Source organism: Polaromonas sp. P3_B4 (assembly GCF_056402835.1).
On the sequence record NZ_JBFUGQ010000001.1, the window covers coordinates 1894683 to 1919193 of the forward strand.

Annotated in this window: 21 protein-coding genes; 9 read left to right on the plus strand and 12 right to left on the minus strand. The window is 62.4% G+C overall.

The window, feature by feature from the left end; all coding sequences use genetic code 11:
- The first annotated feature begins 212 nt into the window (after positions 1-212).
- Positions 213-2438 carry a DNA/RNA non-specific endonuclease gene (locus AC1DVV_RS09040; RefSeq protein ID WP_457280467.1) on the plus strand — a complete coding sequence of 742 codons (2226 nt, stop codon included), beginning with the start codon at positions 213-215 and terminating at the stop codon, positions 2436-2438.
- A gap of 32 nt (positions 2439-2470) precedes the next feature.
- Here the strand turns inward: AC1DVV_RS09040 and AC1DVV_RS09045 are convergent, their stop codons facing one another.
- Together AC1DVV_RS09045 and AC1DVV_RS09050 are read right to left on the minus strand one after the other, a co-directional pair.
- A complete protein-coding gene (locus AC1DVV_RS09045; RefSeq protein WP_477702103.1) occupies positions 2471-4177 on the minus strand; it encodes a thiamine pyrophosphate-binding protein in 1707 nt (568 codons plus the stop codon).
- Positions 4178-4419: 242 nt separating this feature from the next.
- Positions 4420-4728 (minus strand): hypothetical protein, encoded by a 309-nt coding sequence (locus AC1DVV_RS09050; protein WP_457280465.1) that lies wholly within the window; start codon positions 4726-4728, stop codon positions 4420-4422.
- A 145-nt stretch (positions 4729-4873) separates the two neighbouring features.
- On the opposite strand from AC1DVV_RS09050, the gene AC1DVV_RS09055 reads away from it, so the two are divergent.
- The 8 genes from AC1DVV_RS09055 to AC1DVV_RS09090 all read left to right on the plus strand — a co-directional run bounded on the left by AC1DVV_RS09055 (position 4874) and on the right by AC1DVV_RS09090 (position 12811).
- A complete protein-coding gene (locus AC1DVV_RS09055; RefSeq protein ID WP_477702102.1) occupies positions 4874-5524 on the plus strand; it encodes a TetR/AcrR family transcriptional regulator in 651 nt (216 codons plus the stop codon).
- Between the two features lie 160 nt (positions 5525-5684).
- Complete coding sequence (locus AC1DVV_RS09060) at positions 5685-6665, plus strand: Bug family tripartite tricarboxylate transporter substrate binding protein (protein WP_457280463.1); 981 nt, start codon at positions 5685-5687, stop codon at positions 6663-6665.
- Between the two features lie 94 nt (positions 6666-6759).
- Complete coding sequence (locus tag AC1DVV_RS09065; protein ID WP_477665796.1) at positions 6760-7923, plus strand: Gfo/Idh/MocA family protein; 1164 nt, start codon at positions 6760-6762, stop codon at positions 7921-7923.
- A gap of 63 nt (positions 7924-7986) precedes the next feature.
- On the plus strand, positions 7987-9168 hold the full coding sequence (locus tag AC1DVV_RS09070) for a dihydrodipicolinate synthase family protein (protein WP_477665795.1): 1182 nt from the start codon (positions 7987-7989) through the stop codon (positions 9166-9168).
- Positions 9169-9327: 159 nt separating this feature from the next.
- Positions 9328-10293 carry a Bug family tripartite tricarboxylate transporter substrate binding protein gene (locus AC1DVV_RS09075; RefSeq protein ID WP_477702101.1) on the plus strand — a complete coding sequence of 322 codons (966 nt, stop codon included), beginning with the start codon at positions 9328-9330 and terminating at the stop codon, positions 10291-10293.
- 11 nt (positions 10294-10304) lie between these two features.
- Positions 10305-11006 (plus strand): SDR family NAD(P)-dependent oxidoreductase, encoded by a 702-nt coding sequence (locus AC1DVV_RS09080; RefSeq protein WP_477702100.1) that lies wholly within the window; start codon positions 10305-10307, stop codon positions 11004-11006.
- Positions 11007-11010: 4 nt separating this feature from the next.
- Complete coding sequence (locus tag AC1DVV_RS09085) at positions 11011-11901, plus strand: NAD(P)-dependent oxidoreductase (protein ID WP_477702099.1); 891 nt, start codon at positions 11011-11013, stop codon at positions 11899-11901.
- Positions 11902-11932: 31 nt separating this feature from the next.
- On the plus strand, positions 11933-12811 hold the full coding sequence (locus AC1DVV_RS09090) for a sugar phosphate isomerase/epimerase family protein (RefSeq protein WP_457280457.1): 879 nt from the start codon (positions 11933-11935) through the stop codon (positions 12809-12811).
- 33 nt (positions 12812-12844) lie between these two features.
- Here the strand turns inward: AC1DVV_RS09090 and phnD are convergent, their stop codons facing one another.
- The 10 genes from phnD to AC1DVV_RS09140 form a co-directional block, all read right to left on the minus strand.
- Entirely contained in the window at positions 12845-13885 is a 1041-nt protein-coding gene (gene phnD, locus AC1DVV_RS09095; protein ID WP_477702098.1) for a phosphate/phosphite/phosphonate ABC transporter substrate-binding protein, read from the minus strand.
- Positions 13863-14909 carry an ABC transporter ATP-binding protein gene (locus tag AC1DVV_RS09100; protein WP_477702097.1) on the minus strand — a complete coding sequence of 349 codons (1047 nt, stop codon included), beginning with the start codon at positions 14907-14909 and terminating at the stop codon, positions 13863-13865. Before AC1DVV_RS09100 ends, phnD begins: the two co-directional genes overlap by 23 nt.
- A 93-nt stretch (positions 14910-15002) precedes the next feature.
- Positions 15003-15704: an HAD family hydrolase gene (locus AC1DVV_RS09105; RefSeq protein WP_457280454.1), complete on the minus strand. Its 702-nt coding sequence runs from the start codon at positions 15702-15704 to the stop codon at positions 15003-15005.
- Between the two features lie 154 nt (positions 15705-15858).
- Complete coding sequence (locus AC1DVV_RS09110) at positions 15859-18063, minus strand: ABC transporter permease (protein ID WP_477702096.1); 2205 nt, start codon at positions 18061-18063, stop codon at positions 15859-15861.
- Positions 18064-18150: 87 nt separating this feature from the next.
- Entirely contained in the window at positions 18151-19173 is a 1023-nt protein-coding gene (locus tag AC1DVV_RS09115) for an ABC transporter substrate-binding protein (protein WP_477702095.1), read from the minus strand.
- A 61-nt stretch (positions 19174-19234) separates the two neighbouring features.
- A complete protein-coding gene (locus AC1DVV_RS09120) occupies positions 19235-20278 on the minus strand; it encodes an ABC transporter ATP-binding protein (RefSeq protein ID WP_477689389.1) in 1044 nt (347 codons plus the stop codon).
- On the minus strand, positions 20271-21257 hold the full coding sequence (locus AC1DVV_RS09125; protein WP_477689388.1) for a sensor histidine kinase: 987 nt from the start codon (positions 21255-21257) through the stop codon (positions 20271-20273). Before AC1DVV_RS09125 ends, AC1DVV_RS09120 begins: the two co-directional genes overlap by 8 nt.
- Positions 21258-21322: 65 nt before the next feature.
- Positions 21323-22009 carry a response regulator transcription factor gene (locus tag AC1DVV_RS09130; protein ID WP_477707183.1) on the minus strand — a complete coding sequence of 229 codons (687 nt, stop codon included), beginning with the start codon at positions 22007-22009 and terminating at the stop codon, positions 21323-21325.
- Positions 22010-22244: 235 nt separating this feature from the next.
- Positions 22245-23042 (minus strand): MipA/OmpV family protein, encoded by a 798-nt coding sequence (locus AC1DVV_RS09135; protein ID WP_477665789.1) that lies wholly within the window; start codon positions 23040-23042, stop codon positions 22245-22247.
- Positions 23043-23154: 112 nt separating this feature from the next.
- Positions 23155-24390 (minus strand): MFS transporter, encoded by a 1236-nt coding sequence (locus AC1DVV_RS09140; RefSeq protein ID WP_457280447.1) that lies wholly within the window; start codon positions 24388-24390, stop codon positions 23155-23157.
- Between the last annotated feature and the right edge of the window lie 121 nt (positions 24391-24511).

Below are 24511 nucleotides of genomic sequence, written 5' to 3' on the forward strand. Positions count from 1 at the left end.
CATAAAGCCGCCTCCATTCAAAACCCTCCTTCTTCAAGGAGGGTTTTTTCATTGTGGCGCCTTGTTTTTCGCGAGCCGCTGTACGTCTTTACAGGTCTGCACTAACCCTGCTTGTGAAGCCTCCTCCGACTGGAGGGTGCATTTTCCCGTGGAATGGAGGAATATCCATTTCCCCGAATTCTGCAGGCCGAAGGCCGGCGAAGGAACAAGAAATGGGACAGACACTCGGAGCGGTCAAGACGAGGCAACAGGGCATCCTGACGGATGCGGCCCGGCGTTGGGAAGAGCGCATGAAGCAGCGCGAAACCGGCCTTGAAAAAATCCGGAACCAAGGCCCGGGCGCCGCCGACACACCCAAGCGCCAAGCGGAATGGACAGCCCGTCAATTAACCAGGGCCGCGGGCGGCTTTCCCCTTTTCCCCGAGCGTGCCATTGGTACGTGGAATCCCGTGGAATACGCGCCCAGCGTCCAGGCCTCGGACGCCGCGAAACCCGTGGCCCGCATCGTCCAGCAGCGCAGCGCCGGCCATACGCCCATCGGCGTGGCCACGGGCCTGCTGATCGGGTTCGACCTGCTACTGACGAATCATCACGTGTTTCCTTCGAAGATCGACGTCGACGGCCACGCGGCGAATTTTTTCTACGTGCGCGATGAGTACGGCATCAACAACGGCAAATACTACGACTTCGATCCAGACCGTTTCTTTGTTACCGACCCGGACCTCGACTTCACGATCGTGGCGGTGCAGCCCCGCAGCCGCGAGAGCGACCAGATTGCCTCATGCGGCTGGACGCGGCTGATCGAGGCAACGGGCAAGGTGTTGACGGGCGCTCCGGTCAATATCATCCAGCACCCCGCCGGCGGGCCGCGGGCCTTCGCCATCAGCGACAACAAGTTAATGGACATCCTGCCCACCGGCTTTCTTCACTATGAGACGGACACGCGGCCGGGCTCCTCCGGCTCCCCGGTCTACAACACCGACTGGGAACTGGTGGCGCTGCACCACTGCGGCGTGCCGGCGATGCGGGACGGCCGGATCCTGGACAAACGGGGCGCGCCCTGGGACCCGGAGTCGCAAAGCGACGACGACATCCAGTGGATCGCCAATGAGGGCGCGCGCGTCAGTTTCATCGTTGAAAGGCTTAAATCCATGTCGATTCCAGAATCCATGCGCATGATCGCCCGGCAATTGCTGGCGACCACGGCAGACCCGCTCACCGGCACAGAGAGCGTGCCGGCCGGCCCCCCCTCGTCATCCCTCTTACCTCTCGCCTCACGGCCCGGCGGCGGCAACACCTTCAATTTCTCGGGGCCTGTAACCCTGCACGTCTATGGCGGGCAGGCGCTTCAGCCCGGCGTGCCTGCCGCCGCTGCGCCCGTGTCGGTGCCTGCACCGGCGGCGGCCGCGCAAGTTCGTTTGCCTGATGGTTCCGGTGCGCCTTCGGCGGATGGCCTCTTCACCGCCTTTCAGGAAAAGTCCCTGGTTTTCGACGAGGACTACGCGGGCCGCAAGGGATACAACCCGAAATTCCTCGGCCAGGAGGTTCCAGCCCCTGTGGCCCAATCGCGATGGGATGGTGCCCTCTATTCGGTTGCCGATTATGAGGAATTCAATGCCGGTGTGGACGACGTGCCCGCAGTGAAGACAAGCCACCTGGCGCCGACCGATCCGCTACCGCTTGACTACCACCACTTTTCCCTCGTGATGCACAAGCCGACACGCATGTGCCTGTGGACCGCCTCGAACTACGACTACCGCCCCAAATCACGCACCGACCCGCGGAAGCGGGCGGATTTCGGAGGGGAAAACTGGCGAGAAGACCCGCGGCTGCCGCTGGAATACCAGTTGCTCAACAAGGACGTCTACGGCCCGGCCAAACGGATTGACCGCGGGCACATTGTCCGCCGCGAAGACAACTGCTGGGGCGCCGACGCGGACGAAACCGAATTCGCGAACGCCGACAGCTACCACTGGCCCAACTGCACGCCGCAGCATGAGGCATTCAACCAGGAGAACCCCAATGACCGCAGCGGCCAGCGCGTCTATGAAGGCGGAGTGGTCGGTATCTGGGGCCAGTTTGAGCGCCTGCTCACCGACCAGGTTCAGGAGTCGGGCGGGCGCGCCGTGCTGTTCGCGGGGCCGGTGCTCACCGAATTCTTCGAGTCCAAAAACTGGGGAACCGGCAAGGTCAAAATCCCCAAAAAATTCTGGAAGGTTGTGGTCGTGCCCGAATCGCAAAAACGCGGCGCGAAGCTGTTGGCCTATGGTTTCGTCTTCAGTCAGGAAAAACCGATCAGGCAGTTCGGCGACACCTATGAGTCGATAGACATGCCGGCCTTCGAACGCAACCAGGCCGCCATCGCGGAGATCGAGGAACTGGCCGGCTTGAAGTTCGACCCCAAAATCGTCGCCGCGGACCAGTACGCAGGCCAGTAGCTATCCGGTAGCGGCCCGCATTGCTGCAATGGTTACGGCGCCTTGGCCAGAGCGTTTTGCGTAATCGCCGACAAGGTGCCACGCGTGGTGATGACTTCCGGATCCAGCGTGACCTCAATCACCGTGCCCTCCTTGCGAGCCAGCGCCGCAAGCAATTCCGCCTCAAAATCCGCGGTGCGCGTGATGCGCACGCCGGCGTAACCGTAGGCGCGCGCCAGCGCCGCAAAATCCGGGTTGTTCAGGCTTGAACCACTTTGGTGTGTTGGATACTCCCGCTCCTGGTGCATGCGGATCGTCCCGTACATGCCGTTGTTGAGCAGCACGATGATGCTTTTGGCGCCGTGCTGCACGGCAGTGGCCAGCTCCTGGCCGTTCATCAAAAAGTCGCCATCACCCGCGATGGTGAAAGCCACCCGTCCTGTCGTGATGGCCGCAGCAATACCGGCCGGCACGCCATAACCCATCGCGCCCACGGTGGGGGCCAGCTGCGTCTTGTGGCCTTTGACGAGACCGTGATGCTGAAAGAAACGATGCACCCAGCTGGCAAAGTTGCCGGCGCCGTTGGTCAGCACTGCATCCGCCGGCAGGTGCTTTTGCAGCATGCCGACGATGGCGGGCATGTCGATATCACCCGGCAGGTTCGCGGAAGGTGTCGGCTTGAGGTTTTCCAGATAGTCCTCGTTCGCGGATGTGGTCCAGGCTTCCCAGGCCACAGACACCGGCGCCGTGAGTACCTCCAGCGATCGCGCAGCCGCGTTCATGGTGGCGTTGATGGCCAGATCGGCCTGGTAGACGCGGTTGAGCTCCTCGGCGCTCGAATGGATATGCACCAGCTTTTGCTTGGGCCGGGGCGCCTCCAGCAGCGTGTAAGTACCGGTCGTCATCTCACCCAGACGCGGGCCTATGGCGATGATCAGGTCGCTTGCCTTCACGCGTGCGGCCAGCTTCGGGTTCAGGCCGATACCCACGTCGCCCGCGTAGAGCGGATGGTGGTTGTCAAAGGTGTCCTGGAAGCGAAAGGCATTGCCCACCGGCAGCTTCCAGTTTTCGGCAAAGCGCTGCAACGCCTGCGCCGACTGCGGCGTCCAGCCGCCGCCGCCGGCGATGACGAGCGGGCGCTCGGACTTGAGCAGCATCTCGCGCAGCGTACGCAGCGAGCCCGGGTCGCTCCAGGCCTGCACGGCCTCAACACGCGGCAGCGGCTGCGCGGCCGTCATGCGCGTCAGCATGTCTTCAGGCAAGACCAGCACCACGGGACCGGGCCGGCCGTTCATGGCGGTAGCGAAGGCACGCGCCACGTATTCAGGGACGCGGTCGGCCTCATCGATGCGCTCCACTCTCTTGGCAAAACCCTTGGTGCTGGGCCCGAAGAAACTGGCGTAGTCCACCTCCTGGAAGGCTTCACGGTCGCGGCAGTCGCTGGCCACGTCCCCCACCAGCAGCACCATGGGGGTTGAATCCTGGAAGGCCGTGTGCACGCCGATGGACGCATTGGTGGCGCCCGGCCCGCGCGTGACCATGCACACGCCCGGCCGGCCCGTCAGCTTGCCGTGGGCCTCAGCCATGAAGGCCGCGCCGCCCTCTTGCCGGCAGGTGACGAACTGGATCCTGTCCTGGCGCGCATGCAGGCCGTCGAGCACGGCCAGATAGCTTTCACCCGGAACACCAAATGCATGGGTAACGCCCTGGGCCAGAAGGCAATCGACGAGAAGGTGGCCGGCGAGTTGAGGGGTGGTCATGAGCCTATTGTGCCGCTGGAATGTGCACAGGCGCAGCGACCTAGCGGCGACTCTTCAACCAAGCGGGTGCCGCGGAACCGGCTTTGCCGGGCCGCAGGCGCCGTCCCCTGCAAGGGGAAAAGGGCTACACGAAGTGAGCCCGATAGGGGTGGCTCAATTTTTCGGCTTTGCCGGGCCGCAGGCGCCGCCCCCTTGAGGGGGGAACAGGCTACACGCAGTGAGCCTGGACGGGGGTGGAACAATTATTCGGGCGTAGCCGCGTCGCCGTCACCACCGCCGGCGGCGAGGGCCTGGCGCGCCAGCTCTTCGTCGCTCAGCGGCGGGGCCGATTCGAGGGCGGCCAGTTCGTCGAGGAACTCCTGCGTCGGCTCCTCGTGTTCGAGCAGTACTTCTTCCAGCTTCTGCCGGCCGGTCTCTACGTGCACCGAGGGAGAATGCAGTTCGGACGGCGGTACCGGGAATTTTTCACCCAGTTCAAATTTGAGCGCCTCGGCTTTCTGGTCTACCCAGTTTGCGAAGTCGCCGTCTTTCGGCGTGTCTGAATTGTTCATGACCATCTCCTTTGCCTCAGGGGCGCCGGCGCGGACGGCCGGTACCTGCTTCATTATGGAGGTACCCTTGGCCGCTGTCTGTCATCCAATAACGATGACTCTCGAGTGTTCTTGCTTTAATTCACCAAACAGTTAAATTCTTGCCATGCCGACCCCTAAAACCAAGCCCGCCGAACCCCGCTCGCGCGATGCCGACCGCTCCCAGCTGGCCATCCTGCTGGCGGCCCGCGACGAGTTCGCACAACACGGCCTGGGCGGTGCGCGGGTAGACCGGATTGCCGAGCGCGCCGACGTCAATAAACGCCTGATCTACTACTACTTCAAGAGCAAGGACGAGCTCTTCCTGGCGGTGCTGGAAAACGCCTATGCCGACATCCGCGAGGCAGAAACAGAGCTGCATCTGCGCGACATGAATCCGGCGCAAGCCATCCGCCGCCTCACGGAATTCACTTGGGAATACTACATTGCCCATCCGGAGTTTTTGACGCTTCTCAACAGTGAAAACCTGCACCAGGGGCGGCATCTGGCCATGTCCAGCCGCGTACAGGAAATGAACTCGCCCCTGGTCCAGACGCTGGCGGAAATCCTGGAGCGCGGGCGCGCAGACGGGCTGTTTCGCGGCGGCATCGACCCGGTGCAGCTCTACGTTTCCATTGCCGGCATGTCGTATTTCTACCTGTCGAACAACCACACGCTGTCGGCCATTTTCGGGCGCGATCTCATGACGCCCAAAGCCCGCCACGAGCGACTCTCGCACATGTGCGAGGTCATCCTAGGGTATGTCCTTAGAAACTGATTCCGGGCAGTCATTGACGCAGCGACGAGGCCATTTTTACAATTCGTAATTCACTTATTGGTGAATTATGAGTAAACTGCATTCCGGTAACCCAACAACACCGGCGGCATGCACAGGTCTTTCGCAGTCCTTCAATGACCCCTTTCAGGAGACAAAGCACATGAAATTCACACGTCGTGCCGCAGTGGCCAGCCTCACCTGCCTGGCGGCACTGTCACCCCTGGTGGCCAGCGCCCAGGGCGCCTACCCCAACAAGCCCATCCGGGTCATCGTGCCTTTTGCCGCGGGCAGCACCACCGACATCATTGCCCGCGCCATCACCGACAAGATGAGCCAAAGCATGGGCCAGACACTGGTGATCGACAACCGCGGCGGCGCCAGCGGCACCATCGGCCAGCAGGCCGTGGCCACGGCCGCGCCGGACGGCTATACCATCATGATCCACTCGTCCTCGCACACGGTCAGCCCCTCGACATTCGCCAAGCTGCCGTTCGACACCTTGGGCGACTTCACGGGTGTGACGCCGATCTCCAGCACGCCCAATGTGCTGGTCATGTCGCCGGCCAAAAACATCAAGACCCTGCAGGAGCTGCTGGCCGCGGCTCGCGCCAAGCCCGGCAGCATGAACTTCGCCTCGGCCGGCCAGGGCAGCGCCACCCACTTGAACGCCGAGAAATTCAAGCTCGCCGCCAAAATCGAAGCCACCAACATTCCCTTCAAGGGCTCCGGTGAAGCCGTGACAGAAGTGATGGCCGGCCGCGTCGACTACTACTTCTCGCCGATCGCACCGGTGATAGGCCAGATCAAGAACGGCCAGCTCGTGGCCCTCGCGGTCGGCTCGCCCAAACGCGCCAGCGCCCTGCCCCAGGTCCCCACCACGGCTGAAGCCGGCGTTCCGGGTTCAGAGTTCAACTTCTGGATCGGCATGATGGCCCCCGCGAAAACACCGCGCGACATCGTCAACCGCCTGCACGACGAAGTGATCAAGGCCCTGAACACGCCCGAAGTCAAGGAACGCTTCGCCGCCCTGGGCGCCGACACCTGGACACTCTCGCCCGAGCAGTTCGACACCTATATCAAGGACGAGATCAAGAGCAATGCCGTGCTGGTCAAGGCCGCTGGCCTGCAGCCCACCCAGTAACACCCGGTCAGTTTCCCCGCAGCGTCCCGTCCCTCCAACACCCCTGGCCGGACCAGGTAGGGCCGCCGCATTTTTCACCTCCTCAAAGGACCCCATGGCTACTCAACGACTAGGACTCATCATGCACGGCGTCACCGGACGCATGGGCATGAACCAGCATCTGATCCGCTCCATCGTCGCGATCCGCAAACAGGGCGGCGTCACGCTCTCCAACGGTGACAAGGTGATGCCCGACCCGATCCTGATCGGCCGCAACGCCGAAAAGATTGAAGCCCTGGCCAAAGCCCATGGCCTCGCGCGTTGGGGCACCGACCTCGACGAGGCGCTGAAGAACAAGGACGACACCATCTTCTTCGACGCCGGCACCACGCAGATGCGCCCCACCCTGCTGGCCAAGGCCATCCGCGCCGGCAAACATGTCTACTGCGAAAAGCCGATTGCCACCAACCTCAACGAGGCCGTCGAGATCGCCCGCCTGGCCGAAAAGTCCGGCCTGAAACACGGCGCCGTACAAGACAAACTCTTCCTGCCCGGCCTGCGCAAGCTTGACATGCTGCGCCGCGCCGGCTTCTTCGGCAAGATGCTCTCGGTACGGCTCGAGTTCGGTTACTGGGTCTTTGAAGGCGACCTGCAGCCGATCCAGCGCCCGAGCTGGAACTACCGCACCGAAGACGGCGGCGGCATGATCCTGGACATGATGTGCCACTGGCGCTACGTGCTGGACAACCTGTTCGGCGAAGTCAAGTCCATCTCCTGCATAGGCGCCACCCACATTCCCGAACGCTGGGACGAAGCCGGCAAGCCCTACAAGGCCACCGCCGACGACGCGGCCTACGCCACGGCTGAACTGGTCGGTCACAACGGTGAACCCGTCATTGCGCAGATGAACATGTCCTGGGCCACACGCGTGCGCCGCGACGACCTGGTCACCTTCCATGTCGACGGCACACACGGCTCGGCCGTCGCCGGCCTGTCGTCCTGCCGGGCCCAGTCGCGTGTGACCACACCACGTCCGGTCTGGAACCCCGACGAGAAGCAGACCATGAACTTCTTCGACCAGTGGCAGGAAGTGCCGGACTCCCAGACCTACGACAACGGCTTCAAGATCCAGTGGGAGCACTTCATCCGCCACGTGGTGGAAAACGAACCCTACAAATGGACGCTGCCCGAAGGCGCCAAAGGCGTGCAGCTGGTTGAAGCCGCGCTCGAAAGCTGGAAGGAACGCCGCTGGGTGGACGTGCCCGCGCTACAAGTTTGATAGCTGCTCGCGCCCATGAGATAAGGGCTACAGGCACATTTTTCATACAGAAAAGGTAGATTCATGGCTTTAACCCTTTCCCTGCCTGTCGCCGCGGGCGGCCTGCGGCCTTACACGCTGCAAGGCCGCACACCGGTGAAGCCCGCACCGGGCGTCAAATTCAACCGCATCGCCTACTCGGCCGCCCACGTGGTCGCCGACCCGCTGGCCGCGATCGACCCCTGGGTCAATTGCGCGATCGACTGGGACACGACTATTGCCTACCGCCGTCACCTGTGGTCGCTGGGCCTGGGTGTGGCCGAAGCCATGGACACGGCGCAGCGCGGCATGGGCCTGGACTGGCCCACTTCTCTGGAACTGATCCGCCGTTCACTCGACGCCGCCAAGGAAGTGCCGGGCGCGCTGGTCGCTTCCGGTTGCGGCACCGACCACCTGGTGCTGGAAAACGTCAAGAGCGTCGATGAAGTCATCGCCGGCTACGAAGAGCAGATGGCCGCGATTGAAAAACTCGGCGGCAAGCTCATCGTGATGGCCAGCCGCGCGCTCGCCCGCGTCGCCAAAAGCCCCGCAGACTATGAACGCGTCTACGACCGTATCCTGAGCCAGGCCAGGCAACCCGTGGTGCTGCACTGGCTGGGCGACATGTTCGACCCGGCGCTGGCGGGTTACTGGGGCAGCAGCGATGTTGAGAAAGCCATGAACACGGCGCTCGGCATCATCAACGCCCACCCCGACAAGGTTGACGGCATCAAGATCTCGCTGCTCGACAAGGACAAGGAAATCGCGATGCGCCGCAGGCTGCCAGCGGGCGTACGCATGTATACGGGCGACGACTTCAACTACGCCGAGCTGATTGCCGGCGATGGTTTCGGCAAGGAAGCGATGCACGGCCAGAGTGATGCGCTGCTGGGCATCTTCGACGCCATCGCACCGGCCGCCAGCGCCGCACTAGGCGAACTCGCGCAAGGCAATGTCGAGAAATTTCACGCCATCCTCGGCCCCACCGTGCCGCTGTCGCGCCACATTTTTGCCGCACCCACACGTTTCTACAAAACCGGCGTGGTCTTCATGGCCTGGCTCAATGGCCACCAGAAGCATTTCACGATGGTGGGCGGGCAACAGAGCACGCGTTCGCTGCAGCACTTCGCCGAGCTGTTCCGCTTGGCCGATGCCTCCAACCTGCTTGAACAACCGGACTTGGCAACCCAGCGCATGAAGACGCTACTGGCGCTGCACGGCATGTAATGGTTCCCCCCCGTTGCCGACTCACTGCGTGTAGCGGTCTCCCCCCTCAAGGGGGCGGCGCTGGCGGCCCGGCAAAGCCGGTTCCGCGGCGCCTGCTTGAAAAAACCGTCGCGATATTCCTGTCAGATCGTTCATAAATAAATTCACCTGGAGACAACCATGAAGACACGCACTTTCCTCAAGGCCACCCTGGCCACAGCCCTCGCAGCCGCAGCCTTCGGCGCCGCGGCGCAGGCTTACCCCAGCCGCCCGGTCAAGGTCATCATCCCCTTCCCGCCCGGCGGCACGCTGGACGCGGTGGGCCGGCAACTGGCGCAAAAGCTCAGCGAACAGATGGGCCAGCCCTTTGTGGTGGAAAACCGTGCGGGCGGCAACGGCACCATCGGCGCGCATGTGGTCGCGCAGGCGCCAGCAGACGGCTACACCCTGCTCTTCAATGCCTCCACTTTCACCACCGCACCCATGACGATGAAGTCGGTGCCTTACGGTGTGGTGAAAGACTTTACGCCCGTCTCGCTGGTTGCCAAGGCGCCCTTGTCGATTGCCATCAACAAGAACCTGCCGATCACCGACGTGAAGTCGCTGATTGCCCACGCCAAGGCCAATCCCGGCAAGATGACGTTTGCGGTCGGCTCCATTGGTTCGGCCGGCCACCTGTCAACCGAACTCCTCAAGCGCGCCGGCGGCATCGAATACACCGTGGTGCCCTACAAGGGCACGGCGCCGGCGTTCCAGGACCTGATCGGCGGCCAGATCGACGGCTTTATCGACCCCATCCTCGGCTCGCTGCAGTACCACAAGAGCGGCATGCTGCGCGTCGTTGCCGTGACCGGCGACAAGCGCGTGCCCAATCTGCCCGATGTGCCGACCGTGGCCGAGACAATTCCCGGCTATGAGTTTTACAGCTGGTACGGCCTGTGGGGCCCGGCAAAATTGCCGGCAGACATCACGCAGAAACTCAACGCCGAAACCAACAAGGCGCTCGCCAGCGACATGCGTGAAAAGCTCCTCCAGCAAGGCCTGGTGCTGACACCCGGCACGCCGGAGGACTTTGCCAAATTCCAGAACAGCGACATGGCGCGCTCGCAGAAGATCATCACGGACGGCAACATCCGTGTCGAATAACATGCATAACCATGGCCACTGAAGACGTGAAACGCGCACTTGTCACGGGCAGCAGCTCAGGTATCGGCATGGCCATTGCGCAAGCGCTGCTGGACCAGGGCTGGGACGTCGTCGGCCTGGACCTGGCGCCTGCACGCATCGTGCATCCGGCGTTTTCGTCCACCGAAGTCAATCTGTGCAATACCGAAACCACGGAGCGCGCCGTGCGTGCGGCTGGCGGGGTGCAGGCGCTCATCCACGCCGCCGGCGTGCTGCGCGTCGGCCAGCTTGGTGCGCTGCGCAACGAAGATTCAGCGCTGATGTGGCAGCTCCACGTGGATGCCGTCACGCGCATCGCCAACCTGGTGGTACCGGCCATGGCACAAGCGGGCACAGGCCGCGTGGTGCTGGTCGGCAGCCGCGTGGCGCGCGGCATGGCCGGCCGCAGCCAGTACGCCGCAACCAAGGCCGCGCTGGTGGCCCTGGCACGCAGCTGGGCTGCCGAAACCGTGGCTTCGGGCGTGACTGTCAATGTGGTGTCGCCGGCCGCCACCGAAACAGCCATGCTTGCCGACCCTGCGCGAACGACGGTCCCGCCGAAGCTGCCGCCGCTGGGCCGGTTGATCCAGCCGCGGGAGATTGCCGCGCTGGTCACCTTCCTGCTCTCACCCGACGCCGCGGCCATCACCGGCCAGGAGATCCAGATCTGCGGAGGCGCGTCGCTTGCGGCGTGAAAGCATGGCCGCAAACGCTATCGGCATTGTCGGCCTGGGCCTGGTCGGTACCGCGTTGGCACAGCGCCTGATGGCCGCTGGCTTCCAGGTCACCGGCTTCGACCTGCGCGAAGAAGCCCGGGCCGCTCTCACCGCCCAGGGCGGCCGCGCTGCCGGCTCCCTGGCCGAAGTTGCCAATGCGGCTTCCTGCATGGTGTTGGCGGTCTTCAATACCGACGACGTGCTCAAGGTGGTCGAAGGGCCGGGCGGCCTGCTGTCCGTCTTCGGCGTTCGCAGCATCATCGACTGCTCCACCGGCACACCTCACGAACTCGCGGCCCTGGCCGCGCGGCTCGCAGCACGCGGCATCAACTTCATCGAAGCGCCGCTCTCGGGCTCCAGCCAGCAGATCGCCGCCGGTGAAGCCACCCTGCTGCTGGGCGGCGAGGCCGGGGCATTGCAAGCATGCGAATCCGTTCTGGCCGCCATTTCAGACAAACGCATCCACGTCGGCGGCGCCGGTATGGGCGCCAAAGCCAAGCTGGCCACCAATCTGGTGCTGGGCCTGAACCGGGCGGCGCTGGCCGAAGGCATGGTCTTTGCCGAAAACATGGGTATTCCTCCCGAGCAATTCCTGGCGCTGGTGCTGGCCAGCCCGGCCACATCAGGCGCGGCCGAGGCCAAGGGCCGGATGATGGCGGAGGAAAACTTTGCGCCGCAGTCGCGCATCCACCAGCATCTCAAGGACGTCAAGCTGATGATTGACAGTGCCGCGGCCGAAGGCCAGAAACTGCCCTTGTCCGAAGCCCATGCAGCGCTGATGCGTGCAGCCATTGCCGCCGGCGACGGCGAGCTCGACAACGCGGCCATCATCCGCGAACTGCGCCGGCAGAAAACCGCGCGCCCTTCCAATTGACTTCACTGACATCCACCACCTAACCCATCTCATGCGCAATTTTTCCCAGGATCACCGCTGGCTCTCCATCAACACCGCGACCGTGCGCAAAAGCCGCGGCGTCGAGCAGCCGCTGACCGGCATCATCGAAGCCTGCGTGCAGCGCGGCATCAAGGCGATCTCGCCGTGGCGCGACCAGGTCGCGGCCGCCGGCCTGCCCGCTGTTTCGAAACTCGTCAAAACTCACGGGCTTGAACTCTCAGGCTACTGCCGCGGCGGCATGTTCCCCGCAGCCGACGCCGCCGGCCTGCAGGCTGCCCACGACGACAACCGCCGCGCCGTCGATGAAGCCTGCGAACTCAAGGCCGCTTGCCTTGTGTTGGTGGTGGGCGGTTTGCCCGGCGCGCTGGCCGGCAAGGCGGCGCACAAAGACCTGGCGCTGTCGCGCAGCCAGGTCACCGACGGCATTGCCCAATTGCTCGAATACGCCACAAGCTGCAACATGCCGCTGGCCATCGAGCCGCTGCACCCCATGTATGCGGCAGACCGCGCCTGCATCAACACCATGGAGCACGCGCTCGACGTCTGCGATGCCCTTGACCCCTCAAGAAGTGGCGCGCTCGGTGTGGCGGTAGACGTGTACCACGTGTGGTGGGACCCGAAACTGCAGCGGCAAATCGAACGGGCCGGCAAGGAACGCCTGCTCGCCTTCCACGCCTGTGACTGGCTGACACCCACGGCCGATTTGCTGAACGACCGCGGCATGATGGGAGACGGTGTGATTGACATCCCGAAAATCCGCGGCTGGATGGAAACGCAAGGGTTCGCGGGTTACAGCGAGGTGGAGATTTTTTCCACCGGCAACTGGTGGCAGAGAGACACCGGCGAGGTGCTGGATACCTGCATTGCCCGGCATCGCAGCGCGGTGTAAAGAGTCCTCTTCATCCTGCCGGCAGATGGGCTGCTAGATGACCATCTTGAGGCGGAGCTCCAGACGCGAACCTCGCTCTATAGCCTGCGCAATCCGGGTCTGCCGTTCAGTCGCAGAAAGTGTTTTGTCATCGTTGATGGCCTGGCGGGTCTTGAACATTTCCAGGTCGGCAATGGGGATCAGCTGCCGGTTACTGGAAGACCGGAACCGGGACAAGCCGTTAACAGCCAGGAGGATGCGCTTTTCGGCAGGATCGCTCTCTGCAAACCCGACGACGAACTTCCGGATGGACGCCTTCAACGGGTCAGGCAGCGTTGCCTTCCAGAGCAGTGGGGATTGCGGTATGAGGGGTGATTCCCAGATGACTTTTACCTCCCTGGCAAGGTCCGCAAAGTCGCGCTGAAAGAACGCAAGCTCTTCATTGTTGGCCGTCGCCACATCAATTTGCTTTTTCGATACCTTCAGCAGGTTTTGCTGGTGGCTCCCTGTCTCCACTGACTTGAAAATTTCCGCGGGCCTGCTCACGCCATTCTTGGTGAAAGCAAAATACAGCGGCACCAGATGCCCCGACGTACTCTTGGGATCGCCATCGCCAAAGCGCAGGCCGGCGGCCTTTTCGATCAAGGGCTTGAGCGCCTCGATTTGCGAACTGCGATGGGTCACCAGGATGGACTTGTAGCCTACGCTGCCATCCCCCGTGACCATCTGCGCAAAAACACCACCCGCGCCCGAGGCCACCACATCCAGAGCAGGAACATTGCCCATCCAGGCCAGATCTATTTCTCCACCAATGAAGGCGGTCACCAGCGCGCCCTGCGACTCATAGACACGCAGATCAATCGGACGGCGGATGGCCGCGCCCAGGAGTTTGACGAAGGGCTCCCAGCTCGCGCGGGTCTCCGCAGCCGCCCTGGGCGATATCAAACCAAATACCAGCATTGGCTCTGCAGCAGGCTGCGCCATCACTGGTGAAGGAAGCAGTGGCCCGGCGCACAGCCCGGCAAGACCATGGAGGACAATTCGACGTTGAAGGCTCATATCATTTTCTCCATCAGGCTGAAACAACAGAAACACCCCGTTCGGGCAGGTGAAGGGTTACGGCATCACCCTGGAACCAGTCGGATGCCGCGTCCGAAGACACGACAAAGATGGAGCCCAAGCTGGTGTCGACGGTGAACTCGCGGACACTGCCCAAATAGGCTTTCTTGGAAACCACACCGGGCAAACCTTCATCTCCGGGCGGTGCAATCGTCCAGGCTTCAGGACGAATGGCCGCTTTCACCAGGCCGGGCTCGACGGGATGCAGGGCTTTCACGCGCAACGCCCCCAGCTGAATCCGGCCGTCCGCAAACGCCTCCCCTGGAAACAGCATGGCCTCGCCCATGAATCCGGCAACAAATTCGCTGTTGGGTCGCTCGTAAAGTTCCGAAGGGGATCCTGCCTGGGCAATCACCCCCTGGTCCATGACAATGATCTGGTCACTGACGGCGAGGGCCTCGCTTTGGTCGTGCGTGACATAAGCAACGGTCAGTCCCAGGCGCTGCTGCAGCCCGCGGATTTCTTCACGCATGGACCGCCTCAGCCGCGCATCCAGATTCGAGAGCGGCTCGTCAAACAGCAACACTGACGGCTCCAGCACCAAGGCACGGGCGACGGCTACACGCTGCTGCTGCCCGCCGGACAGCTCACTGGGCAACCGGTCGTCATAGCCGGTCAAACCGACCGCCGACATGGCGACCTGCGCGCGCTCAAGCAGCTCTTTGGCATGGACACCGCTGACGCTCAAGCCATAACCCACGTTCTCCAGCACGCTCATATGCGGGAACAAGGCATAGCTCTGGAACACCATGCTGACGTTGCGTTCGGCGGGTCCGAGATGGGTGACGTCACGGCCGTCGATCAGGATCTGGCCCGCACTGGGCGTCTCCAGCCCGGCGATCATGCGCAGCGTCGTGGTCTTTCCGCAGCCTGAAGGCCCCAGTATCGTCGTCAGCGTGCCCTTGGGAACGGTAAAACTGATTCCTTTGACCACCAGGGGCGACGGGTCGCTGCCATAACGTTTTTGCACGTTCTTGAATTCAATGCCGAGTTGGCTCATGAGCAGACTTTCTTTGTTTGTATGAAAGAACGGAAAGGAGGCGAAGAAGAAGCGATACCGTCGGGAAGTTTTTCCATTGCGGGTCTGCGCCCGTCACGCAGCGGCCGCATGGAGTTTTCCCAAAAAATTGCTATCGATGAGTTCGTTGTAATCGCGCACGCTGGCAATCACGTGCGGCCCAGAAAGCTCTTCGGCGCCATGGCTGGTGCAGATTGCCACAGCCCGCATGCCGGCGCGCCGCGCGGCTTCTATGCCAAAGGGCGCATCTTCAAACACGATGCAGCCGGCCGCCGCAACCCCCATGCGGCGCGCAGCCTCCAGGAATATGGCGGGCTCGGGTTTCCCTGCCAGGCCTTCGTCGCCACCCACTACAGCATGAGGCGGGGACACCATGGCAAGCCCGGCCATCGCAAACGCGATGTTGTGCTGGTCACCGGCGGTTCCCACACCCACTTTCAGCCCTTGCGCCGTGGCCAACCCGGCAAAGGCCTTGAAGCCCGCCACTTCGGCAAACACAGGTGCGAACAGCTCGCGGTAGATGGCTTCCTTTTCCGCAACCAGCAACCGCGCCTCAGAAATTTCAATGTCACGCTGAAACAACTGATTCATGGACTCAGTGCCAGTGCGCCCGGTGGTGCGCCTGAGGATGTCAGCCAGCGCCATCTGGACACCGTGACGCCGTGCGAACTCACTCCACGACCTGGCATGCCACGGCATGGAGTCGATCATGGTTCCATCCATGTCAAAGATCAGTGCGTCAGTTCCAGATGCACCGAGCCGGGCTTGTTGGATCATCAGTTACTCCTGTTTCAAAGACGCTTTGACCAATGAACCGATGGATCCGCCACAACGCCTGGCCATGCTTTTGAAATCAGCGCCCGCCTGAGTCATTGGTAAATATCCTTGTTGTACGTAAAAGGAGTTGGCCTGGGATGTCATTGACGGTGAACTACCGGTTGGCACCTACCGTGCGCCGCCCCAGCTTGCGTTCACCAACAAGGAACTGAATCAATGCCGTGGCCATGGACATCAGGACGATCAGCACGGTGCAGTACGCCAGCGCCACGCCATAGTCCCCATTCCCTACCCTGCCAATGATGTAAGTGGTGGCCAGCTCGTATTCGGCTGTCACAAGAAAAATGACGGCAGAGACCGTGGTCATCGAGCGCACGAAGCTGTAGACCAGCGCGGCCACCAGGGCGGGCTTGAGCAAAGGCAACACCACACGGCGCAAGGTGGTCAGGCTGCTGGCCCGCAGCATGACGGAGGCTTCGTCGAGGGACCGGTCCAGCTGCTTGAACGATGCCGTTCCGGCCCGAACCCCGACAGGCAGATTGCGAAACACAAAGCACAGGACAATGACCAGGCCGGTACCCGTCAGCTCCACCGGCGGCACGTTGAAAGCCAGGATGTAGCTGACACCCAGCACCGTGCCGGGAATGGCAAACGTCAACAAAGCGGAAAACTCAAACAGGGCCTTGCCCCTGAATTCGGTCCGCGCCAGCAACCAGGCAATCAGCAAGCCGATGCTCGCGCAAACAGGCGCCGCAATGGCCGAAAGCGTGATGGTGTTGAACAACGAACCCCAGGCGGTTCCGGCCCAGACCAGACCATGCGCACCCCACTGCATGTCGAACGCAGTCTTGAAATGCATCAAGGTCAAGGTGTAATCGCGCCCCCAGATTTTGACAAAACCACCCGCGAACGCGAAGAAATAGACAACCATCGTGAAGACCAGCCAGGGGCCTGCGACCCAGGTGCACAGGCGGCGCACCCCTGTCGGCAGTGCCATGGGCACGCCAGCGTCGCCTTTACCGGAAACGGTTGTGAAGCTGGTTTTTCCCAGGATGCGCCGCTGCACGAAGAAGACCGTCAACGCAAACGTTGTCAGCACCAGGGCCAGGGCCGCGGCCATACCCTGGTCCAGTGAAGCGCCCACAATGGCAAAAAAGATTTCCGTTGAAAGGACTGCATAGCCGCTACCCAGAATGATGGGGTTGCCAAAATCGGAAATGCTTTCGATAAACCCCACCAGAAACGCATTGGCCAGGCCAGGCGCCAGAAGCGGTAGTGTGACGGTCAGGAAGGTTTTCATCCGGCTGGCACGCAGGGTCTGCGCAGCTTCCTCCAGGGATGGGCTGATGCCCTGCACCACGCCGCGCATGATCATGAAGGCAATGGGTGTGAAGGCGAACAGCTGCGCCAGCCAGACGCCAAATACCCCATAGAACCAGCGGGTGGGCGTGACGCCGAAAGACCATTCCATCAACTGGTTGACGATGCCGGCCCGGCCAAACAGCAGGATCAAACCCAGGCCCACGACAAACGGTGGCGTGATGATTGGCAGCATGGCCAGGGCGTTAAGCGGTTTCTGCAGGCGCCTGCTGGCGCTACGCTCCGCGATGAGCGCAATCATCGTGCCCAGCACGGTGGTGCCGGCCGCGGTCAGCAACGCCAGGTACAGGGTATTCCACGCCACGCCGCAATTGGTCCCGCCTCCCAGGCAGCCGACACCCCACACGCGCGCCGTGCCGACTCGCTCCCACACAGCCCCCAGGGCGAAACCTCCGTCTTCCGCATAGAAAGCAGCAGACAAGGATTTGGCGACCGGAAACACCACAAACAGCGACAGCAGCGCACCGCACCCCACGACCGTGGCGGCTACAAACACGTCACCACGGAAATAGCCCAGACGGGCGATACCCGAACCCAGCAACATGACCAGACAGACCAGGACCACAAAGCCACCCCAACCAATGCCGGATTGGCCTTGCGGGAGCGTACCCACCGCGGCATTGAGCCACTCGTAAGACCACCCCGTGGCCCCGATCACGAATCCGCTCACGCCCAACCCCAGCAGGCCGATCACGGCCCCTGCAATCAGCACGCCGCCTTGAAGCCTGCTGGCCGGCAACCAGGCGCCGACCCCCGCAACCAGCAAGCCGGCCACACCCGTCCACAGCCAGCTTCGACCAAGCAGAGCAGCGTGCGTCAGGCCATTGGCCGTCACGGGGTCGGTAAAGAGCCTGGGCATGGCAAAGAGCAGCGAGCCACTTTGCAGGTAGTACCACGGCAGCGCCAGGTAAGCGGCAAGGCCGATGAGCACCCAGACGTATATCGCCCGCTGGGTTCGTTCAGTGATTTGGACTGGCATAGGAGTAGCGAAGGGTCGAGCTGGATCGGCAGCTCTTGGGGTTGAAGGTTGTCAGCGCCACCCTGCTGCGCAGGGCGCCGCCCGAACTTACTTGGGCTGGTTGAAAACCTTGCGTTCCCAGTTGAGGATCAGCTGGCGGCGAATCGCCGTTTGCCCATATTTGGCGTAGTCGTAATCAATCAGCTTGATTTTTTTGAAATCAGGAATACGGGGATCCAGGGGGGTTGCCTTGTTGGAGGGCAACTGGAACTGCTTGACTGCGGCACCAAATTGCTGCGCGCCCGGCGTGAGGGCCCATTCGTAAAATTTCCTGGCGTTCGCCAAATTGCGTGCACCTTTAATAATGGACATGGAGCCCACCTCGGCACCAGTGCCATCCACGGGCGTGATGGCATCAACCGGGAAACCTTGCGCTTTTTCACCGGTGACATCATGTACAAAACTGATGGAGACAGACGCCTCGCCGCGGGCAACCGCTTTGATGGGCCCCACGCCGGAGCGTGGATAGGTGCTCACGTTTTTATGCAATGCCGACAGGTAATCGAACGCCTTTTCTTCGCCCATCATTTGCACCAACGTGGCGATCATGGTGTATGCCGTGCCGCTGGCACGAGGGTCCGCGACCAGGATCTCCCCCTTGTATTCCGGCTTGAGCAGGTCTGCCCAGACCTTGGGAATTGGCAGCTTTCTTTTGGCCAGCAGTTCGGTGTTGTAGCCAAAGCCCAGTGGCCCGGAATACACGCCCACGGCCTTGAAGCCCGACTGCTCCGCCTGCTTTTGCGCCCAGGCATGCAATTGGGGCAATGACGGAGACTTGTATTCGAGCGTCAGGTTCTGTTCCGCGGCCAGCAGATGCGGGTCACCCGTGCCACCAAACCAGAGGTCGGTCTTGGGGTTGGCGCGTTCGGCGGTGACCTGCGCCAGCGCCTCCCCCGACCCCTTCAGCGTCATGTTGACCTTGATGCCGCTGGTCTTGCCAAAGGTGGTTTGCATCAGGTTGCACCAGTCCGCCTGGGCGGAGCAGATGATATTGACTTCCCCCTCCTGGGCCAAAGCTGGAAGGCCGAGAGCAAGCAGCAAGGGGGCCGCAAAGAGCGCTGTTTTTTTCACGTTAGTCTCCTGAAGGATGGGCGACGAGGCCCGATTGAATACGTTCCATGTGTTGAGGTGTTCAGTCAAATGGCATGACCACGCTCACCCCCCGGGCCCCCAGATGCACGCTCACCGGGGAGCCCACCTGGCGGGCCTGTGTCTCGCTTTGCACCAGGACCATCAAGGTCCCCAGCGCCGTCAGCACGTGGTACTCGGTGTTGCGCCCCAGGTAGGCGTGTGAGAGAACTTTTCCGGGCAAGCCTTCTCCACTGGCGGGTGCCAGCTGCCAGGCATGTGGGCGCACCACGAGGCGGACTTTTCCCTGCCGCCGCGTCAGTCCGGGCGCGATGCGCAAGGGCCCCAGCTGAATCGCACCGGATACATCGGCCTGGGCGTCAAACATCACGGCATCTCCCATGAAGGCCGCAACAAATTCGCTGTGTGGCGTCTCATAGACTTCCTGCGGTGTGCCCACCTGCATGACCTGTCCTTCATGCATCACCACCACGGTGTCGCTGACCGCCATGGCTTCGCCGTGGTCATGCGTCACGTACAGCACGGTCAGCCCCAGGTTTTGCTGAAGGGCGCGTATGTCTTCCCGAATCTGGCGCCGCAAACCCGCATCCAGATTGGACAGCGGTTCATCCAGCAGCAATACCTTCGGCTGCAACGCAAGCGCCCGGGCCAGGGCCACACGCTGCTGCTGCCCCCCCGACAACACAGCCGTGTTGCTCCCTGCACTGCTCTGCAGCCCCACCATGCCCAGTGCGAGCCGCGCACGCTCGTCACGCTCGCGCGGACGCAGTCCCAGCATGCGCAAGCCGTAACGCACGTTGTCCAGTACGTTGAGATGCGGAAACAGGGCGTAGCTCTGGAACACCATGCTGATGGGACGTTGTTCGACGCCCATGTCGGTCACATCCACCCCGTCGAGCAGGACCCGGCCCGAGGTGGGCCGGGCCAGTCCCGCCACCATCCGCAGCAAGGTGGTCTTGCCACAACCGGACGGCCCCAGCAAGGTCGTCAGTTGCCTGGACGGTATGCGCAAGTGGATATTGCACAGGGCACGGACCCCATTGGGAAAGCTCTTGCTGATGGACTGGAACTGGACGGCGCTACTCATGGGGCACTTCCTGGGGCCACCGGACGACGGCATCCACCCCCACCACATGGTTGTCTTGCACACGGTTGAACAGATCCACTGCGGCGTTCATCGACAGTGCAATCTGGCGGCAAATTGACAACCCCAGGCCGACACCAGAGGTTCCCGACGATGACTGGAAAGGCTCGAACAGGCGGGCCTGGACAGCTTCATCCATGCCGCCACCGTTGTCCCAGATCAGCAGTTCGGTTTCGCTGGGCAAAGCCCGAATCACCAAGCCCAGAGCGCCGCCCTTGGGCGTGTGCTGGATAGCGTTGGACATCAGGTTACGGATCAACTCTCCCAACAACCAGGGATCGGTGATCAGGCGCACCGGAATGGCCTGCATCGAGAAGTCAAGTTTCTTGCGGGCCAGCAAGGGCGCAAATTCCATGACCACGTCACGTGCGGTAGTCGCCAGGTCCACTTCAACCCAGTTGGCCCGGCGTACCAATTGCTCCATCTTGGCGACAGACAGCAACTGGCGAACCAGCTCACTGGAACGGTCCACGGTATTGAGCATCTTGGGCAGCGTTTCCCGCACGTCCAGCTGCCCGGACATGGCGCCCTGCAGCTGGGTGCGCAGCACCGCAAAGGGCGTACGCAACTGGTGAGAGGCATCGGCCAGAAACTTCTTCTGCTGATCCAGCGATTCCTGCTGCTGCTGCATCAGCCAATTGACCGTCCTGGCCAATTGCCGCAGCTCAGCCGGCTGCTGGTTCGTGACCGGCCGCAAGTCTTCCGTGCGGCGGCTGTCGAGCTCTTGCCCCAACTCCACAACGGGTTTAAAGGCCTGGCGCAAAACCCACCACAAGGCGGTGGCAAACGCCAATACCTTGAACAGCCACCAAAGTCCTGCAGGCAACCCAAAGAGTGTCTGGGGGTATGCCGCGCCCACCCAGTCCAGAAGGCACCAGGCCAACAGCAGCCCCAGCGACCAGGCCCAGACAAACAACCGCATTGATCGCCCGGCCCGCCATGGGCGCCAAGCCGTCCATGGCTTTCCCCGCAGCAGGCTCACTGTTTTCACGGTTGATCCTGCCTTTCAGCCAGGGCATCATCCATCAGGTAGTAGCCAACGCCCCGCAGGGTGACAAGACTGGCTCCGGACCCCAGGATGCGTTTGCGTAACCGGTGCACCAGCACCTCAATGGCATCCGCACCGGCCGAGCCTTCGTCACCAAAGACGGCCTGGAGCAAGTCATCCTTGGCCACAGCCTTGCCGGGATGCATCATCAGCGCCTTGAGAAGGGCCAGTTCACGCCCCGACATTTCAAGCGGCAGTGCGCCGCGAAATACCTGTCCGTTGTCCAGGTCCAGGCGCAAGGTGCCGCAGCGGAAATCTTCCACGCCCAGGCTGCGGCGCACGAGCGCCTTCAGGCGGGCCACCAGCTCCTCCACATCAAAAGGCTTGATCAGGTAGTCGTCCGCGCCGGAGTTCAATCCCAGCACCCGGTCTTCGACCGCAGTACGCGCCGTCATGACCAGTACGGGAAGCCGGGAACCTTCGTCCCTCAGGTGCTGCAGCAAATCCAGGCCATCCATGCCGGGCAGGCTCAGGTCGAGCAGGGCCGCATCAAACGGGCGATGCCGTGCCATCACGAGCGCCTCCTTCCCGTCGGCGCAGCAAACGACATGGAACCCGCGGGCAACCAGCATGCGGCTCAGGGCGTCCACAAGATTCAGGTCGTCTTCAACCAGCAGGATGTTCATGAAACGAATCATGCTGGAGGACAGACGGTTAAACCACCGAGGAAACGCCGACACCTGGTGAAAGCTCGGTGAAAGCTGGGGCGTAAAGCGCAAAAAAAAACGTGCACCCGCCCACTCAAACAGGATATGCGGACTGCATGACCGGCTTATCGCGTAGTCCACACGTAAAGGAGCGCCAGCGTTTCAGGTCTGCGGCTGAATGCAGCCGGCCGCCGGCCTTCCCAACGACAGCAGGCTAGCGGAAGCGGTACGACACGGCGATAAACCCGGTGTCCTGCGTCCGGCGGCTGACCAGGGGACTGCCCTGAACCGAAGACCCCAGCCACTTGCGGCGCAGCTGCATCGTCAGCACCCAGGGGTCACCCAGCGGCACATCGACCCCCAGGCCCAGCGTGGGCGCTGTCGAGGCGCCGGCGTTGTAGGTTGTAAACCCGCTGGCGGCTGACTCGGCCGGGGTCACACCGTAGAGGTAGTTGTTGTATTTGGCGCTGGTGTGTTCCAGCCCCACCTGCGGAAAGAACGACCAGCTGCCGACCTTGAACTCCGCCGCGTAAGTGGCTTCCAGCAATGCACCGTGCGACTTGTTGGCGTCCACAAACGCGTTCACGAAAAACCCGCCGTAAGGCGTTTCCTGAAAGGTCCCTATGCCCAACGGGATCGGCCGCTTGCGGTCTTTCAGCCCCGACAGCGCGGCCGTATCGGCGCGCCAGCCGTCCTGGCTGATACGGCCAGAAAATTCCAGGTAGCCGTAGCCCATCCTTGCGGTCTTGATGCCCAGTGTGTCGACACGCGCAAAGAAGCGGCCATAGTCCGCATAGGCATAGGGCAGCAAGGCGGTGTCGTTGCTCTTGCTGCGGATCACGCTTTGCGTGCCATACACGGCGCCGCCGATGTCGCCCGTCAGCTGGTATTTGAGCGGGGTGGGTTGTGCCTGCGCGATGCCCGTAAACACCAAGCCGGTGAAGATCACAGCGGACGGCAAAAACCGAACACCCTGAGGTACAGGAGAAGAAGCCCGGGTAAGACGTTTCATCGCATGCCTTCTTTCCGGAAATGATGCGATCCAGTATAGGACCGGGCAGGAAAAACTGCGCACCCGTCCTGCAGGCGCGTCGCGGGGCCGCGACACTCAAGCCCCGGAACGCTCAGGCCGTGGCGAGTACTGTGCGGCGCACCCGGCGCACATTGAAGGCGCTGGCGATCAACACCGCCTGCATCAGCGCCAGGCCCAGCAGCACGCCGCGGTAGTAGCCATGGTCCATCATCGCGCCGAAGATCAGCGGCGACACGGCCTGGCCGATGTCCAGGCCTGCATACACCACGCCGTAAACCCGGCCCGAGGCGTTTTCGGGGGTTGAGCGCTTGACCAGCAGGTCACGCGACGGCCCGGCGATGCCAGTGGCGAAGCCCATGATGCCGAACAGCACAGGCACGACCCATGCGGGATAGCTGCCTGCGGCCAGCAGCACCGCCACGGCAGCCGCCGCACCAAACCCGATGCCCACAATGCGCTCGCAGCGTGCGGGATCCGATGCCAGGAAGCCGCCAAAAACCATACCGCCCGCGCTGCACACCATATAAACCGTCAGGCAGATAGCTACCAGTGCGAGCGGCACGTTATGCAGGTGGCGCGCGGCTTCGGGTGCAAAGGCCTGCACCACGCTGAGAACGATGGCATACCAGAAGAAGAAAGAAAAACACATCCAGACGGCCGGTATCTTCAGAAAACCCAGACTGCTGTCGGCCGCGGGCGCGCCCTTGACCGGCGCCGCCATCGTGAGGGTGAGCTTGTCGCGGTTCATCACCAGCACAGCCAGCACGGCAAAAGCCAGCACACCGGCGGCAGCCAATGCCACGCGCCACGAATAAGCAAACGTCAGCGTCACCACCACCGCGGGAGCCAGTGCCCAGCCCAGGCTGCCGGTGATGCCGTGCACACTGTAGGCGTGGCCCAGGCGCGGCGCGCTGACTTTGCGGTTCAGCAGCGTGTAGTCCACCGGATGAAACACACCGTTGCCGACACCGGCAATCACGGCAAAGCCGGCCAGCATCCAGTAGCTGGTGCTGACGGAATACCCAAAAGCCGCCACACCGAGCAGGCTCAGCCCGGCAAACAGAATGGGGCGCGGCCCGAAGCGGTCGACCACAAAACCCGAGAGCGCCTGCACCGCGCATGACACCACAAAAAAGATCGTCATCAAGAAGCCCAGCTCCGCATAGCTGACGCTGAACTCTTCCTTGAGCCAGGGAAACAGCGGCGCCAGCAGCAGCTGACTGAAATGGCTGATCATGTGTGCGAGGCCCACCAGGCCGATCACGCTGGCGTCGGCACGAAAAGGGACTGCAGCGGGCGCGTTCAGGGTCGTACTTGAAGTATTCATGGCGCTATCGTAGTATTGGCCAAGCCTTCTGAAATGCGACATAAAGCCATGTTTCGGCGAATTTCAGACAAACCGCTTTGATGGCATTCGCCCCACGATCACATCCAGATTCAGGTGAACA